Below are 14,916 nucleotides of genomic sequence, written 5' to 3'. Positions count from 1 at the left end.
TCGTCCGTAACGCGGCAATAACTTGGACTTTCCGTAATCGACGACTACTCGCCGTGCTTTTACGTATGACGGCTACGTGAGACTTTGAATCAGACATCATATGTCTGCTACGGTTCCGCGCGTGACCGGACGGCGCGTCGACGCGCACCACCACCTGTGGCAGACCTCCGTCCGCCGCCACGCTTGGCTGGACGGCGACGGCACCGCGGCGATCCGCCGCGACTACACCGCGGCCGACCTCCGCGCGACCGCCACGGGGATCGACGCGACGGTGCTCGTCCAGGTCCTGCCGGACCTCGACGAGTCGGTGGAGTTCCTCGCGATCGCGGCCGCCGAGCCGCTGATCGCCGGCGTGGTCGGCTGGATCGACCTCACCGGCTCGCCGTCGCGGGACATCGAACGGCTGCGGTCGTCCCCGGGCGGCGAACTCCTGGCCGGCATCCGGCACCTCGTCCAGGCCGAGCCCGACCCGCACTGGCTGGCCCGCGAAGACGTCCTGGCGGGGCTCGCCGCGGTGCGGGACGCCGGGCTTGTGTACGACCTGCTCGTGCTCCCCCACCAGCTCCCGGCGGCCACGGCGGCGGTCCGGGCGCTGCCGGAGCTGACCTTCGTGCTCGACCACCTCGCGAAACCGCCGGTCGCCACCGGGCAGCTCGAGCCCTGGGCGACCGGGCTGGCCACCCTGGCCCGGGAACCCAACGTCGTCGCGAAGCTTTCCGGTCTCGTCACCGAAGCCGACCGGCAGCGCTGGACGCCCGCCGACCTGCGGCCGTACGCGGAAACCGCGCTGGCGGCGTTCGGTCCCGACCGGCTGATGCTCGGCTCCGACTGGCCGGTGTGCCTGCTCGCGGGAACGTACGCGGACGTCATGGACGCCGCGGACAGCCTCCTCGAAGACCTGACCCCGGCCGAACGCGACGCCGTCCGCGGCGGGACCGCGACCCGCGTCTACGAGCTCGCGGCGCGGTGACCGCCCGGACTCCCCGAGGACAAGTGACCCGGGCGACCGGTGCCCAGGTCCGGGCCACGGCCGCGGAAGGCCCCGGCGCCCTCGCCGCCGGCCGCGCGACGGTGCTCGAGTTCATCGCCACGCCGGCGCTCACCGCAACCTGACCTTCACCCGCCGCGGTCCGCCGCACGCGTGGCCCGACCGGCCAGCTCGGCGAACGCCAACCGCAACTCCGGCGGGCCCACCACGTCGATCTCACACCCGAACCGCAGCAGACCGGCGGCGAGGGCCGGCCAGGACCACGACCCGGTTCGCAACCGGGTCTTCCCGGGAGCGGCTTCCTCGACGACGCCGTCGCCGACGAACGGCGCCACCTCGGCGACCGGCAGGTCGAGGACCACTTCGCCCCGGCACGGCCAGACGTCGGCGGTCTCGGAGCCCTTGAACCGGGCGGCGAGGAACGTGGCGACATCACCACCCGGGACCTCCCGCGGGGTGAACCGCGGTCCGTTCGGGATGCGCAGCCGCATCCGGTCGACGCGGTAGGTCCGCCAGTCCTCCCGGGCGGCGTCCCACCCCACCAGGTACCACCGTCCGGTCCGGACGACGAGGTGGTGCGGCCGGACCCGGCGCGGCGGGCGAGGCTCGGCCGACTCGTAGTCGAACCGGATCTCCTCGGTGGCCCGGATCGCCGCACTCAGCGCGAGCAGGATGTCCGGGGCGACCTGGACCGCGGGCTCCCCCGCCGCGGCGATCTCCAGCGCGTCGACGCGGTGCCGCAGCCGCGGCGGCAGCACCTGGCGGACGGTGGCCAGTGCCCGGACGGCGGCCTCCTCGATGCCCGCCCCGGTCCCGGCGGCGATCCGCAGCGCGACCGCGAGCGCGACCGCCTGCTCTTCGTCGAACAACAGCGGCGGCAGCCGGCTACCGGCTTCGAGCCGGTAGCCGCCGTCGGGCCCCTTGACCGCCCGCACGGGGTAGCCGAGCTCCCGGAGCCGGTCGACGTCACGGCGCACGGTCCGTTCGCTCACGCCCAGCCGGCCGGCGAGCAGCGAGCCCGGCCAGTCCCGGCGGGCCTGCAGCAGGGACAGCAAGGAGAGCAGGCGACCCGAGGTCGCCGTCGAGGACGCGGCCGGCACGGAACTCATGCTGCCACGAGAAGCGGACGTTCTCTGACCGCTACTGCTGCGAGCGTGGGTCTCGCCGCCGGAGCCCTCCGGCGGCGCAACGCCTCGAGAAAGACCGGAACCCCATGTCGCTCAACGCTGTCGCCCACCTCAACTTCACCGGCCAGGCCCGCGAAGCGCTCGAGTTCTACCGATCGGTCTTCGGCGGCCGGGCCACGATCGTCACCTACGGCGACTTCGGGATGCCCGCCGGGCTCCCCGACGCGGGCAAGGTGGTGTTCGGCCAGGTCACCGCGGACAACGGCTTCAGCGTCATGGCCTACGACGTCCCCGGCGCCGACGCCCCGGCCACCGCCGCACCGAGCACCCGCCGCGAACACGGCGCCACAATCACGAAAGAGCCGTTCTTCCTGTCCGTCCGGGGGCAGACCGCCGACGAGGTCTCCCCGGTGTGGCAGGGCCTCGCCGAAGGCGCGACCGTCATCGAAGAGTTCGGCCCGGCCCCGTGGGCCCCGGCGTTCGGCATGCTGACCGACCGCTTCGGCGTCACCTGGATCCTCGACGTCGCCGCCGCGCACCAGGGCTGACCGGAAGCTTCACCGCGGCCGGAACGTCCTGCGGTAGGCGCTCGGGCTGACCCGCACGGTCTGGGCGAACTGGACGCGGAAGTTGCTCGGCGACGGGAAGCCGACCTGGCCGGCGATGCGGTCGATCGTGTGGTCGGTGAGCTCCAGCAGCTCCTGCGCGTGCCGGATGCGCACCCCGGTCAGCCACTGGATCGGGCTCTGCCCGGTCTCGGCGTGGAAGTGCCGGGTCAGCGTCCGGGTGCTCATGCCCGCCGCGTCGGCGATGTCGGCCAGCGCGAGCGGGCGGTGGGCGTTCTCCTCGATCCACGCGAGTGCCTTTTCCAGCGTCGCGGTCTGGTAGGTCGGGCGGTTGCGCAGGATGTACTGCCCCTGCCCGCCCGTGCGTTGCAGGGGGGCGACCGCGAGCCGCGCGGCGTCGGCGGCGACCGCAGCACCGTAGTCGCGCTCCACGATGTGCAGGCACAGGTCCAGCCCCGCCGACGCGCCCGCGGACGTCAGGATCTGCCCGTTGTCGACGTAGAGCGCGTCCGGGTCGACCTGCACCGCCGGGTACCGGCGGGCCAGCTCGTCGGTGGCGAGCCAGTGCGTGGTCGCACGCTGCCCGTCGAGCAGGCCGGCCTCGGCGAGGGTGAACGCCCCGACGCAGATCGAGGCGACCCGCGTTCCGCGCGCCACCGCGGCCCGCAGGAACTCGGCCACGCCGTCCGGGGCCGGCCGGTCCGGGTCGTTCCGGCCCGGGACGACGACGAGGTCGGCGTGCTCGATCTCGTCGAGCCCGACCTCGACGTTGAGGCGCACCGGCCCGGCGCCGACCACGGGTTCGGGACCGGCGACGACGACCCGGTAACCCCCGCGGCCGTCCGGCAGCCGCACTCGCCCGAGCGTCTCGATCGGGGTGGCCAGATCGAAGGCGATCACATCGTCGAGCGCCAGCACGGCAACCGTGTACATGCCGCAAAACTACCCCGGCGCCCGGGTGGCGTGATCCAGTCGTTCGGCTACGGTCCGGCCGGTCCCTACCGCTCCGCGAGTCGCCGGCGAACCGTGCGTTCCAGGATGCCGAGGGTCGCCTTGAGGGCGGACTCGGGGACCACCGGGGAGGTGAGCCGCCGCTTCCGCTCCTCGCCGATCTCCGACCTCGACGTCCTCCGCGCCAGCGTGGCGTCGGGCCGCATCGCGACTCCGGCCGGACCGGCCGGATGTTCGACCTGATCGTCGCCGCGTTGCGCGTGGACCGTTAGCCGCGCGGCTTCGTGGTCACGAGGGAAACGACGGCCAGCACGGTGTTGAGGGCGGAGATCGCGACGGTGAACTTCGCCGCCTTGCCCTGGAGTTCGCCGCGCGCACCGGCGTAGGCGGCGGCCGCGGTGTCCGTCGCGTGGATCAGGACCGCCTGCCGCAGCATTCGGCGGGCCGCCGGATCGCCCGCCTTGAGCAGCAGCAGGTCGGTGCCGAGGACCAGGGTGCGGATGCCGAACATGCGCGCGGGGTAGCCGAACCGCCGGTCCTCGCCGGGGGCGCTGCCCAGGCTCGCCGCCATCCGCGCCGGCGCGAACAGGCCGACCGCGCCGTTGAAGATCCGCACGCAGGCGAGTGCCTTTCGCGCGACGTTGGCTGATTCCACCGGTCCACCTTGTCGTCGGGGGCTCGAGGTGTTCAGCCCGCCTCGCGAAGGTATCAGCCGGGTTGCTCCCCCGCTCCTCGCCGGTGATTGTTCACACCGGCGAGGAGCGGGGGAAGGTGCCTTCTGTCCGGTTTGCGGGCGACCGTCAGGATGCGGAAACGGAATAGCTGTTGGAGGTGAAGTTCAGGCCGCCCGACGACGAGGTGATTTCGAAGCCGAACTGGACCTCGCCGAGGGTCACGTCGCCGAACCAGCCGCGGGCCTTGATCCAGTTCATGACGGCGAGGACGTCGACGGTGCCGGCGTTCGTGTTCGAGGTGCGCAGGAACGAGAACACCGCGTTCGAGCCGTTCGATCCCTTGTAGACGTCCCACGTGTGGCCGCCGACGCTGGCCGTGGTCTGCTTGGTACCCAGCGGGCCGACCGCGCCCTGCTTGTTCACCCACAACATGATTTCGTAGGCGTTGTTGTTCGCCCAGATGTCATAGGCCGTTTCGTAGGCGCCGCTGCCCGGGCGGCTCACGTTGAAGCTGCTGGAAACCTGCCGGAGCGAACTGAGCGTCCGGCCGATGTTCTTCGCCGAGTGCGGGTACGACTTGATCCCCCCGGTGTTCGGGTGGTTTGCCCACACCCCCCAGTTGCCGTAGGAGTTCGCCCAGATCGTCTGCGGGCCCGCCCCGCTGCCCCAGACGTCGTTGCGGACGGTGTACCCGCCGTTGGACCAGGTCGCCCACTTGTCCGAAGACGACCAGGTGGCCGCTTCGGCCACCCCGGCAGTGGTTGCCACCATGGCGGCCGCGGTCAGTGAAACCAGCAGGGAACGCACGGCTTTGTGCATCGGTTCGCCCTTTCCCGGTAATCGAACGGGGGACGTTGCCGACTATTGCAGGCAGGTTGTGCGCGGTCAAGATTCTGTGCGTGATTTGCCGACGCGGGACCGGCGGAAACAATGGCATCGATGATTTCAATACGGCGCGGTCGTCGATGTGGTCGAATACCGGTGCATTACCCTTCCGAAAGCGCTTCCTGCGCCCGTCGCCGCTCGGCGTCGCCGGCCAGCAGGAGGTAGGCCGCGGCCGTCCACGTGTACGCGCGGTCGCGCAGCCCGTCTCCGGTCAGCGCGTCGAAGTTCTCGGCGAATCCGGACTTTTCGCACACCGCACGGAACCGGGCGCTGACCCGGTCGGCGAGTTCCGTCGCGCCGGCGCGGCGGAGGCCGTCTTCGATCAGCACGGTGACGGGGGCCCAGACCGGCCCGCGCCAGTAGCCGTCGGACTCGTAGAACTCCGACGACGGCCGCTCGGTGGCCAGCCCGATGTCGGTCAGGTGGGCCTCCAGCCCGGCCACGACCTGGTCGCGGACGTCCGGGGGCAGGTGCTCGCCGAGCACGATCGGCATCAGCTCCAGGAGGCTCGCCCCGGCGTGCACCGCCCCGGTCGTGGCCGAGCGGCTGACGAACTTCGTGCCGTCCCACAGCTCGTCCAGCAGCGCCGCCAGCATGCGCTCCGCCTCGGCGTCCCACCGCCCGGCCGCGCCCGCGTCCCCCTGCGCGGCGGCCAGCCCGGCCAGTTCCTTCAGCTGCAGCACCAGGAACGCGGCGAGGTCGGGGGTCTGCACGAGCCGCCGCTGCGCGAACGGCGTCGCGTTGTCCCAGCCGCTGTCGTTGCCGTGTTCGTAGTGGGCGAACGGCCCGCCGGGCACGCGGCGGTGCTCGAGCCAGAACGTCGTCCACGCCGCCAGCTGCCGGTAGGCGAGCCCGGTTTCCGGCAGGCCACTCCCAAGGCGGCCGCGCAGGCGGCTCAGCGCCCACCCGTGGATCGGCGGTTTGACGAAGTTGCGCAGCACCTCGGCGTGGGTGATCGAGTCCGGCAGCGCCCCCCGGTCGTCCTGGTGGTCGAAGACGACCTGGAACTGGTGCCAGGCCAGCTCGGGCCGTCCCCCGGCCAGCGCGAGCGCGTTGAAGCAGTGGTCCCAGCTCCACACCTTGTCCATCCAGTGCTTCGACATCAGCACGGCCGGACGGCCGACGAACCCGGCGGGCGCCACGATGGCCGACCAGAGCACGTAACAGGCGAGCTCGGCCGCCGGCGTGCGTTCCCCGCGCCACGGCGCCACTGAATCAGCGAAAGCTGCGAAGTCGGTGCGGGCGGCGGCGACGACGTCGTCGAACGCCGAGACCGCCCGGTGGGGCTCGCGGGCGCCGGGGAGTTCTTCGATCGCCACCTCCCAGCTGCCGCCGCTCACGACGACCGCCCGCTCGGCCGTGCCGAGCGCTTCGGCGCCGACGTGCCGCACCTGTCCGGAAAGGACGGTGACGCGGTAGCGGTGACCGGTTTCGTAGGAGGTGAAGACGGCGGAACCGTCGACCGGGTCGGCGAAGAAGTAGCTGCCGGTGAACGGGGTCAGCGTGGGCTCCGCCGCGCGGATCCGCAGGTCGAGCCCGCGCCCGGCGATCCGGAGCGTGTCCGGCGCCGCGAACGCCGCGGTGATCAGCCGGTCGCCGGCGCCCCAGGTGAGCGCGGACGGCGTGGCGGCGGCCGGAACCGCCGCCCGCTCCCCGCCGTGTTCGGGGACCAGCGCCAGGACGGCGTGCATGCCGTGGCGGTGGGACACCAGGTGCAGGTCGTCGGCGTAGGTGGCCTGGGCCACCACCGGGGAGACGTCGAACCACGATCCCGGGTAGCTGAAGGGGATTTCCCGCAGCGAAAATTCGCCCGTGGGCACAGAAGCCGTCCTTTCCGAGAGGGGGCTCAATCCTTGACGGCGCCCGCGGTGACGCCGGCGGCGACGAACCGCTGCGCCAGCACGAGGAGCACGGCGGCCGGCACCGAGGCCACCACCGCCGTCGCCATGATGGAGTTCCACTCCTGGTTGTTGTTGCCGATGTAGCGGTAGATGCCCAGGGTCAGGGGCTGCATCGAGCCGCCGCCGTCGAGCGTCGCCGCGAAGACGAAGTCCGACCAGGCCCACAGGAACGAGAACAGTCCCGCGGTCACCACCCCGTTGCGGCTCGCGGGCAGCACCACCGACCAGAACGCGCGCACCGGGCCCGCGCCGTCGATCGTGGCCGCCTGGACGAGCTCGTCGGGCACCGAAGCCATGAACGAGGTGAGGATGAGCACGGCGAACGGCACCGCGATCGTCGAATCGGCGAGGACCAGGCCCCAGGCCGTGTTCGTGATGCCCAAGGTGACGTAGATGCCGTAGAACCCCAGCGCCATGATGATGCCGGGGATCATCTGGGCGGCGAGCAGCACGAAACCCAGCGCCCGGTGCCCGCGCGGGCGGAGCTTGGCCAGCGCGTACGCCGAAGGCGCGGCCAGTGCCAGGGTCAGCGCCACGGTGCCCAGCGCGACGAAGAGGCTGGTGGCGAAGTACGGCAGCTGCTCGCGCAGGACCCGCTCGTAGCCTTCGAACGTCGGCGCGGCGGGGAACCAGTCGGGCGGCGACTTGCGCATCCGCCCGGCCGGGGTCAGCGACACGTTGACCATCCAGTAGACCGGGAACAGCATCACGGCGGTGAGGACCAGCCCCACCGCGGTGCGCCAGCGGCGGATCACGCTTCCCCCTGCCTGCGCTGCGCGCGGATGTAGAGCAGCCCGGCGGCCAGTGCCAGCAGGATGAGCACGTTGCCCACCGCCGCGCTGGGCCCGAACCGCGGCAGCATGCTGCCGAACCCGAGCTGGTAGGACCAGGTGGCCAGGGTGGTCGACGACCCGCCGGGGCCGCCCTTGGTCATGATCCAGATGACGTCGAACACCTTCAGCGTGTAGACCAGCCCCAGCAGCAGGGTGATCGCCGAAACTCCCCGCAGCAGCGGGAAGGTGACGTGCCGGAACCGCTGCCACGCCCCGGCGCCGTCGAGCGACGCCGCCTCGTACACCTCGGCCGGGATGTTCTGCAGGCCGCTGTGCAGCACGACGAGGTTGAACGGCACGCCGATCCAGATGTTGGCGATGATCACCGAAACCAGGGCCATCGACGGCGACGTCAGCCAGTCGATCCGGCCGGCGCCGAACCAGCCCAGCACGGAGTTGACCACCCCGGACTCGCTGTTGAGCAGCCACGCCCACGTCGATCCCGAGACGATCAGCGGCAGCAGCCACGGCACGAGGAACAGCGCGCGCAGCGTCGGGCCCAAGCGGAAGTGGCGGGCGAAGAACACCGCCATCGCCAGGCCGATGCCGTACTGGAAGAGCAGCGACACGGCGGTGAAGACCACCGTGTTGAGCAGCGCCGTGCGGAACGTCGGATCGGTGAACACTGCCGCGTAGTTGTCGAACCAGACCAGGGGCGCCCCGCCGTTGACGAAGGTGCGGACGGTGTAGTTCCGCAGGCTGAGGTCGATGTTCGTCACCAGCGGATAGCCGTAGCACAGCACGAGGTAGGCGACGAGCGGGGCGAGGAACGCCCACGCGAGCAGCTGCGGCCGGCGGCGGCCCGTCCGGCCGGGCGCCCGCGCGGCCGGACCGACGGTGACCGGTTCACGGATGTCCTGCACGAACTCGCCTACTTCGCCGACGCGGCCGTCGCCTGCGCGGCCGCGAGCGCGGCGTCCGGGGCCTTCGCCCCGGTGAGCGCGGCCTGCACGGCACCCCAGAGCGGTTCGGAGATCCGCGGGTACCGGGTGCCGAGGTTGTCGCCGGTGCGGCCCTTCGCGACCTTGACCGCGTCGACCCACACCTTCAGCTCGGGCTGGGCGGCGACCTGCTTCTCCTGCACGGACGGCACGGCGGAGACGTAGGTCAGCGCGGTGTCGGAGTCGAGCACGTTGGCCGGGCTGGTCAGGCAGGAGGCGATCCGGCCCGCGGTCTTCTCGGCATCCGGGCTGCGTTGGGCCGGCACGGTGACGAACTCGCCGCCGGTCGGCGCCGGGGCCGCTCCCCCGGAGCGCGCCGGGATCGGGAGGACGCCGTAGTCGAAGCCGGCCTTCTTCGCGTTCTGCAGCTGCCAGGTGCCGTTCTCGGCGAAGGCGTACTCGCCCGTCGCGAACTCCTGCCAGCTGGTCGTCTGCGTGTTGCCGACCACCGAGTTCGGGGCGTACCCCTTGTCCAGCCAGGACTTCCACTGCGCGAGCGCCGAGACGGCGCCGGCCGAGGCGAGGTCGGTCAGGTTCGCGCCCGCGCCCCAGAACCACGGCAGGAACTGGAAGCTGCCTTCCTCGGTGCCGATGGCGGAGAACGTGATGCCCTTCTTGCCCGCGGCGTGCACCTTGGCCAGCGCCGCGTCGAGCGTGGCCCAGTCCCGCACGGACGCCGGGTCGACGCCGGCCGCGGTGAGCACGGCCTTGTTGTAGTAGAGGGCGAGCGTGTTCGCGCCGATCGGGACGCCGTACACCTGGCCCTTGACGTCGCCGGCGGCGAGCAGGTTCGGGGCCACCTGGGCGGTGTCGAGGCCGGTGTCCGCAGTGGACTTCAGCACCCCGCCCTCGGCCAGGGTGGAGACGACGGGGTTGTCCACCACGAGGACGTTCGGTGCGGTGTTCTGCTGGGCGGCGAGCAGCACCTTGCTCGTGAGGTCGGTCGTGTCGAAGGCCTGCCGAGCAATCTTGACCCCGGCGTCGGCACCGCACTTGTCGACGACCTTCGCCCACGCGGAGCTCGCGTCGAACTGCGGGTAGGGGTCCCAGACGGTGTAGGTGCCGGTATCCGCGGTGGGGCTCGTCCCGGCGGAGCAGGCGGCCAGCGTCGTCGCGGCGACGGCCACCGACAGCAGCCGGATGAGGGGGTGACGCTTCATGGGAGGTCCTTCCTGTCGGCACCTGCGACGACCTGGAGGCAGTCTCGCCATCGTCGAACCGGTTCGACGATACGGGCGGCGCCACCGTAAACCGCGGAAGCTCTCCTGCGCAATACTGCGTGTACTACGATCGAACCGGTTCTGAGCACCGGGGTCAGGAGTGGCATGAACATCGGGGAGATCGCGCGGCGCGCGGGGGTTTCGCGCAGCACCGTGTCGTACGCGCTGAGCGGCAAACGCCCGGTGTCGGCGGCCACCGTGCAGCGCATCAACGACGTCATCGCCGAACTCGGCTACCGGCCCAACGCCAGCGCCCGCGCACTGGCCGAAGGCCGCACGCGCACGCTGGGCCTGGTGGTGCCGCCGGCCAGCCGCCGGCTGACCGACGTCCAGCTGGGGTTCGTCGGCAGCGTCGTCGACGCGGCCGCCGCCCACGACCTCGACGTCCTGCTCTCCCCCAGCGGCGGCGACCACGACCGCTCGTTCGAACGCATCGTGACCGGACGGCGCGTCGACGGTGTGATCCTGATGGAGATCCTCCTCGAAGACCCGCGGGTCGAGCGGCTGAGCCAGGTGAGCCTGCCGTTCGTGACCATCGGCCACGTCGAGCACCCGGGGGCGTCCTGGTGGGTCGACGTCGACTACGGCGCCCTGATCACCCGCTGCGTGCACCACCTGGCGGACCTCGGCCACGAAGAGGTGGTGCTGATCAACCGTTCGGCCGAGCTCGTCGCGGCGGGCTACGGTCCCGCGCTGCGTTCGGCCACCGGATTCCTCGACGCAGCCGCGGCGCGGGGCCTGACGGCGCGAACGGTCTGCTGCGCGGACGAAGCCGCGGCGGGCCTGGCGTGCTTCGAGGAGATCCGGACGCAGTGGCCGTCGGTGACGGCGGCGGTGACGATCAACGAAGCGGCCCTGCCGGGCGTCCAGCGGGCGCTGCACCGGGCCGGACTCGAAGTCCCGCGCGACTTTTCGCTGACGGGCGTGATCGCGGAGCGCCTGGCGGAGGACTTCCACCCCCCGCTCACCGCGGCGGACGTGCCGGCCGTGGAGCTGGGGCGCTTGGCGGTGGACCTGCTGCTGGCGCAGATCGCGGACGCGGACGCGCCACCGCGGCACGCACTGCTGGAGCCACCGATCTCGCTGCGATCGAGCACGGGCGCCCGGAGACGCCGCAGCTGACGGGAAAGCACCGCTCGCGACCGGCTGACCGGGGCTCCCGCCGAGCCTCGCCCTCGAGGACCCCGGCGGGAACCGCCGCCGTCAGCGGGCGAACACCTTCAGGTCGATCGAATCGCCCAGGACCCGGTCGCCTGCCGCGTTCGGGTGGTAGCAGTCGGAGCGCCAGTCCGCGCGGATCACCGTCGGGTCGGCCGGGTCGCGCAGCACGGCGTCGAAGTCGAGCACGGCGTCGAACGTCCCGGACGTGCGGATCCACGCGTTGACCGCGAGCCGGGCCTGTTCCTTCGGGCTGCCGGCCGCGTTGCACATCGGCAGGATCGTCGCGCCGACGATCCGGCGGCCCGCCGCGTGCACCCGCCCGGCGATGGTGCGCATGGCGTCGATGACCTGCGCGGCCGGGGCGGGTGGTGCGTGGTCGCCGCCGCCGAGGTCGTTCGTCCCCTCCAGGAGCAGGACGTACCGCACGCCGGGCAGGGAGAGCACGTCACGCTCGAGCCGGACCGGCGCGGGCGGGCCGCAGCACTGGCCGGTCGGGTCGTACGGGTTCGGCTGGACGCTCACGGTGTTGCCGCTGATGCCCGCGTTGGCCACCGACAGCCGCCGCGACGGCGGGAGCGTCCCGATGCGCTCGGCGAGCACGTCGGTCCAGCGGGGACCGCCACCGAAGGCGTTGTAGCCGTCGGTGATCGAGTCGCCGAGGGCGACGATCGTGCCGCGGGCGGGCGACACCGCGCTGATCGCGTCGGCCCACCACAGGACCCCGGGCGCGAAGGGGCCGAACGCACTCCCCGACTCGTCGGCGCCGGCGTCACCGGGCCCGGCCGAGGTGAACGACCCCGGCGTGAACGTCTCCGGCGGCGGGAAGGTGTGGTCGTTGATCGGCGAACCCGGCGCATACACGCTCACCGCGACGTGGTCGCCCCGCCGGACCGTCAGCGGCAGCGGGTCGGTCCACGCGCTCGCGCCGGGCGGGATCGTCACGGCGTGCCGGAAGCCGAACGTGGCCCGGCGGTTCGAGCCCGGCACCAGCGCGGGCGAATCCGTCGACGGCTGGCGGCCGACCCACACCGACCGCACGGTCATCGCGGTGCTGCCGAACGGATTGCTCAGCCGGACCCGCAGGCCGGTCCCGGTCGCGGTCACGGTGAGCACGTTGCGGACGGTGACGTCGGGGGCGGTGCCGTGCACGCCTTGGAGCGAGGACTCGGTCAGGGTCACCCAGCCCGGTGGAGCACCGTGCGAAGGGGCGGCCTCCGCCGTCGCCGGGCTCAGCAGCGACGCGGAAAGGGCCAAGACCACAGCGGTTCGGCGGATGCGCATCCAGAGCGTCCTTTCGTCGAGGTGCCGGGGACCAGGCGACGACAACACTTTCCACTGGAGCGCGCCCGGCCGAGCCTAACCCAGGGCTCACGGTGCCGACAAGACCGGCCGAGAAAGCGCTATCACGCGCCCCGCCCGATCAGCCGGGCGGGGGGCGTGGCCGCCGTGCGGGTCGGGTCGCCCACGGTGAGCTGACGAGCCGGCTCACGTCGTCGCTGTAGGCATTGGCGCTGTCGAACGGGTTCGAACCGCCGTTGGCGGCGATGTAGCTGCCGAGTCCGGCTCGGACGGTCCAGGACGCATTGCCCTTCTCCGTGGCCGAGCCGGCGTTGCCGGTGACCGCGGTGTCCACAGTGGAGCCCGTGTGGTGGAGGGGGTTTCAGCGCGACGATGGCCGGCCGGACGTCAGGCGTTCGCGGTCTTCGCCTCGTCGTAACGGGCTTGGGCCGCCAGCACCCCGGGGACACTGGCCTCGAGGACCTCGATCAGCCCCAGCAGCCGCTGCGCCACCGCCTGCCCGGCGGGCGTGAGGCTGTACTCCACGTGCGGCGGGATCGTCGGGCGCGCTTCCCGGTGCACGAAACCGTCGCGCTCGAGCGCCTGCAGTGTCTGCGCGAGCATTTTCTCGCTGACGCCCTGCACCCGGCGGCGCAGGGCGTTGAACCGGAAGACGCCGTCGTTGAGCGCGACGAGCGCCAGCACGCCCCACCGGCCGGTGACGTGCTCCAGCACGGCCCGGGAGGCGCACGCGGCGCTGAACACGTCGGCGATCAGCGCCTCGTGTTCGGCGTCGGTCACGCCGTCCTCTCGTTGTCCGTCCACACCCCGATACTACCCAAAAGTTTGCACGATGGATGTGACGGCACTAACAATAGGTTGGTACTTTCTAAAAGTTAGTACATCCTCCAAGAGACTGGTACTTGAACCTTCAAGGAGTCCTCATGATCGTCGTCACCGGCGCCACCGGCCACCTCGGCAAGCTCGTCGTCGAAGGCCTGCTCGAGAAGCTGCCCGCCGATCAGGTCGTCGCCGCGGTGCGCACCCCGGAGAAGGCCGCCGACCTGGCCGAGCGCGGCGTCGAGGTCCGCCGCGCGGACTACGCCGACCCCGAAAGCCTGGTCACCGCGCTGAAGGGAGCCGACAAGGTGCTGCTGGTTTCGAGCAGCGAGGTCGGCCGGCGAGCCGCGCAGCACCAGGCGGTCATCGAGGCGGCCGAGCAGAACGGAGTCCGCCACCTCGTCTACACCAGCGCACCCCAGGCGACGACGTCGAAGCTCGTGCTGGCCCCGGAGCACAAGGCGACCGAGGAACTGATCGAGGCTTCCGGTCTGGCCGCCACGATCCTGCGCAACAACTGGTACAACGAAAACTACGCCGACACGATCAAGCAGGCCGCGCAGACCGGCAGCTTCGTGGGCAGCGCCGGTGACGGCCGCGTCGCCAGCGCCACCCGTGCCGACTACGCCGCCGCCGCGGTCGCGGTGCTGACCGGCGAAGGCCACGAAGGCCACGAAGGCAAGATCTACGAACTCGCCGGCGACGTCACCTGGACGAACGCGGACCTCGCCGCCGAGATCGGCAAGGCCACCGGCCGCGAGATCACCTACGTCGACCTGCCGGCCGACGAGCACGTCAAGGCACTGACCGGCGCCGGTCTCCCGGAGCAGCTTGCCGGCTTCCTCGTCGCGCTGGACGCCAACATCAAGGACGGCCTGCTCGCCGAGACCACCGGTGACCTCCGCGCCCTCATCGGCCGCGCGAGCACGCCGATCGGCGTGACCGTGGCCGAAATCGCCGACACGCTCTGAGCCGCGCCGCGGCGGGGAGGCCCCTGGGCGGGGGCTTCCCCGCCGGCGTCAGCCGGCCCGGCCGGGCTTGCGCTGCGAAACGCTGTTCTCCCGCAACGGCGGCTGCCACACGCGGGGGCCCGGGGACTCGCCGTCGTCGCCCGGCTGGTCGAGCGGGTCGGTCCCGTTCTGCCAGCGAGCCCAGTGAGCCGCACACATCCTCCGCCAGAGGGCCGGCTCGTCGCACTGGTACCGCCGGCAGGCCGGCACCCGCTCCTGGTGATCGCTCACGTATCGCTCCACTCGCCATCGAACGTTCCGCGTTCAACTACCACAGCGACGGTGGCGTTGTCGATCCTCGTCCCTCCGGAGCGGACGCCTCGAGATCACCGTGGTTAACCCTCCGCTAACCGGGAAAGCCCTCGGAGCCGCCGGTCCCCGGCGGTGCCCACCCCGGACGACGGAGGGATTTCTCGTGTTCCGTCACACGAAGCTGCTGCAGTTCGAAGCCAAGCCCGAAAAGCCCGACCCCGTCTACGCCCACAAACTCCAGGAACTCATCGGCGGCGCCTACGGCGAAATGACCGTCACCATGCAGTAC

General features: G+C 71.7%; 18 protein-coding genes. 5 read left to right on the top strand and 13 right to left on the bottom strand.

What is annotated here, in order from left to right; all coding sequences use genetic code 11:
• Nucleotides 1–121: 121 nt before the first annotated feature.
• Nucleotides 122–970 carry an amidohydrolase family protein gene (locus ACLJQE_RS36805; protein WP_410644190.1) on the top strand — a complete coding sequence of 283 codons (849 nt, stop codon included), beginning with the start codon at nt 122–124 and terminating at the stop codon, nt 968–970.
• Nucleotides 971–1,116: 146 nt separating this feature from the next.
• Here the strand turns inward: ACLJQE_RS36805 and ACLJQE_RS36800 are convergent, their stop codons facing one another.
• Nucleotides 1,117–2,088, bottom strand: a complete 972-nt coding sequence (locus ACLJQE_RS36800) for a helix-turn-helix transcriptional regulator (RefSeq protein WP_410644387.1) — start codon at nt 2,086–2,088, stop codon at nt 1,117–1,119.
• 113 nt (nt 2,089–2,201) lie between these two features.
• On the opposite strand from ACLJQE_RS36800, the gene ACLJQE_RS36795 reads away from it, so the two are divergent.
• Nucleotides 2,202–2,663 carry a VOC family protein gene (locus tag ACLJQE_RS36795; RefSeq protein WP_410644189.1) on the top strand — a complete coding sequence of 154 codons (462 nt, stop codon included), beginning with the start codon at nt 2,202–2,204 and terminating at the stop codon, nt 2,661–2,663.
• A 9-nt stretch (nt 2,664–2,672) separates the two neighbouring features.
• Here the strand turns inward: ACLJQE_RS36795 and ACLJQE_RS36790 are convergent, their stop codons facing one another.
• From ACLJQE_RS36790 to ACLJQE_RS36755, 8 genes are all read right to left on the bottom strand, one after another.
• On the bottom strand, nt 2,673–3,614 hold the full coding sequence (locus ACLJQE_RS36790; protein WP_410644188.1) for a GlxA family transcriptional regulator: 942 nt from the start codon (nt 3,612–3,614) through the stop codon (nt 2,673–2,675).
• A 65-nt stretch (nt 3,615–3,679) separates the two neighbouring features.
• The gene (locus tag ACLJQE_RS36785; RefSeq protein WP_410644187.1) at nt 3,680–3,838 is read right to left on the bottom strand and encodes a hypothetical protein; all 159 of its coding nucleotides are present in this window, start codon (nt 3,836–3,838) and stop codon (nt 3,680–3,682) included.
• Between the two features lie 62 nt (nt 3,839–3,900).
• Complete coding sequence (locus ACLJQE_RS36780; protein ID WP_410644186.1) at nt 3,901–4,287, bottom strand: hypothetical protein; 387 nt, start codon at nt 4,285–4,287, stop codon at nt 3,901–3,903.
• Between the two features lie 145 nt (nt 4,288–4,432).
• Nucleotides 4,433–5,125: a glycoside hydrolase family 12 protein gene (locus tag ACLJQE_RS36775; RefSeq protein WP_410644185.1), complete on the bottom strand. Its 693-nt coding sequence runs from the start codon at nt 5,123–5,125 to the stop codon at nt 4,433–4,435.
• 167 nt (nt 5,126–5,292) lie between these two features.
• Entirely contained in the window at nt 5,293–7,011 is a 1,719-nt protein-coding gene (locus ACLJQE_RS36770; RefSeq protein ID WP_410644184.1) for an amylo-alpha-1,6-glucosidase, read from the bottom strand.
• Nucleotides 7,012–7,037: 26 nt separating this feature from the next.
• On the bottom strand, nt 7,038–7,847 hold the full coding sequence (locus tag ACLJQE_RS36765) for a carbohydrate ABC transporter permease (RefSeq protein WP_410644183.1): 810 nt from the start codon (nt 7,845–7,847) through the stop codon (nt 7,038–7,040).
• A complete protein-coding gene (locus ACLJQE_RS36760) occupies nt 7,844–8,788 on the bottom strand; it encodes a carbohydrate ABC transporter permease (RefSeq protein ID WP_410644182.1) in 945 nt (314 codons plus the stop codon). The genes ACLJQE_RS36765 and ACLJQE_RS36760 overlap by 4 nt, the downstream gene beginning before the upstream one ends.
• An 8-nt stretch (nt 8,789–8,796) precedes the next feature.
• Nucleotides 8,797–10,026, bottom strand: coding sequence for an extracellular solute-binding protein (locus ACLJQE_RS36755; RefSeq protein WP_410644180.1), 1,230 nt, complete (start codon nt 10,024–10,026; stop codon nt 8,797–8,799).
• Nucleotides 10,027–10,191: 165 nt separating this feature from the next.
• On the opposite strand from ACLJQE_RS36755, the gene ACLJQE_RS36750 reads away from it, so the two are divergent.
• Nucleotides 10,192–11,208 carry a LacI family DNA-binding transcriptional regulator gene (locus ACLJQE_RS36750; RefSeq protein ID WP_410644179.1) on the top strand — a complete coding sequence of 339 codons (1,017 nt, stop codon included), beginning with the start codon at nt 10,192–10,194 and terminating at the stop codon, nt 11,206–11,208.
• Between the two features lie 81 nt (nt 11,209–11,289).
• Here the strand turns inward: ACLJQE_RS36750 and ACLJQE_RS36745 are convergent, their stop codons facing one another.
• The 3 genes from ACLJQE_RS36745 to ACLJQE_RS36735 all read right to left on the bottom strand — a co-directional run bounded on the left by ACLJQE_RS36745 (nt 11,290) and on the right by ACLJQE_RS36735 (nt 13,326).
• On the bottom strand, nt 11,290–12,528 hold the full coding sequence (locus ACLJQE_RS36745; RefSeq protein WP_410644178.1) for a GDSL-type esterase/lipase family protein: 1,239 nt from the start codon (nt 12,526–12,528) through the stop codon (nt 11,290–11,292).
• Between the two features lie 139 nt (nt 12,529–12,667).
• A complete protein-coding gene (locus tag ACLJQE_RS36740; protein WP_410644177.1) occupies nt 12,668–12,880 on the bottom strand; it encodes a hypothetical protein in 213 nt (70 codons plus the stop codon).
• A 53-nt stretch (nt 12,881–12,933) separates the two neighbouring features.
• On the bottom strand, nt 12,934–13,326 hold the full coding sequence (locus ACLJQE_RS36735) for a winged helix-turn-helix transcriptional regulator (protein ID WP_410644386.1): 393 nt from the start codon (nt 13,324–13,326) through the stop codon (nt 12,934–12,936).
• Nucleotides 13,327–13,469: 143 nt separating this feature from the next.
• On the opposite strand from ACLJQE_RS36735, the gene ACLJQE_RS36730 reads away from it, so the two are divergent.
• Nucleotides 13,470–14,336 (top strand): SDR family oxidoreductase, encoded by an 867-nt coding sequence (locus ACLJQE_RS36730; protein WP_410644176.1) that lies wholly within the window; start codon nt 13,470–13,472, stop codon nt 14,334–14,336.
• A 48-nt stretch (nt 14,337–14,384) separates the two neighbouring features.
• Here the strand turns inward: ACLJQE_RS36730 and ACLJQE_RS36725 are convergent, their stop codons facing one another.
• Entirely contained in the window at nt 14,385–14,606 is a 222-nt protein-coding gene (locus tag ACLJQE_RS36725; protein ID WP_410644175.1) for a hypothetical protein, read from the bottom strand.
• Nucleotides 14,607–14,790: 184 nt separating this feature from the next.
• On the opposite strand from ACLJQE_RS36725, the gene ACLJQE_RS36720 reads away from it, so the two are divergent.
• A partial coding sequence (locus ACLJQE_RS36720) for a manganese catalase family protein (RefSeq protein WP_410644385.1) occupies nt 14,791–14,916 on the top strand: 126 nt, incomplete at its 3' end.

This window comes from Amycolatopsis sp. lyj-346 (assembly GCF_046548975.1).
Classification (GTDB): domain Bacteria; phylum Actinomycetota; class Actinomycetes; order Mycobacteriales; family Pseudonocardiaceae; genus Amycolatopsis.
Note: the sequence above shows the minus strand (reverse complement) of the source record. Positions and strands in the feature narration are given on the sequence as shown.